Annotated in this window: 1 protein-coding gene; it reads right to left on the reverse strand. The window is 47.1% G+C overall.

Annotation, left to right across the window (positions count from 1 at the left end):
* Positions 1–499, reverse strand: a 499-nt coding sequence (locus tag A3735_RS07210; RefSeq protein WP_369820514.1) for an A/G-specific adenine glycosylase, incomplete at both ends; no start/stop codon positions are given.

Genomic DNA, 499 nt, shown 5'->3' on the forward strand with positions numbered 1-499 from the left:
TTGCGGTGTGTGTTCATCTGCGAGTAGCCATAGCTTTTGTTCGGTTTTTCTTTCGCCAGACCAGGTTTTGATGGCGTGATAACGACATAAAACCCGTTTTACGTTGCCATCAAGAATCGGGGCATATTGTTTGTGAGCAATGCTACGAATAGCGCCAGCAGTTGAACGACCAATGCCTGGCAGGGCACTTAAGCCGTCAACATCTTCGGGAAAGACGCCATCCAGGTCATAAGATATTTGTTTTGCTGCTTTGTGTAGATTACGCGCACGGGCGTAATAGCCTAAACCGGCCCAATGTTCGAGCACGCTGTCTTCGTCAGCATCTGCCAAACTTTTAACATCAGGAAAGCTTGCCATAAAGCGTTTGAAGTAGTCGATAACTGTGCTGACCTGGGTTTGCTGGAGCATAATTTCAGATACCCAAACCCTGTAGGGTGTTTTGTCTATTTGCCAGGGTAAGTTTTTGCGACCGTGTTGGTCGAACCAATTTAGTAGGCGA

This window comes from Oleiphilus sp. HI0061 (assembly GCF_001635675.1).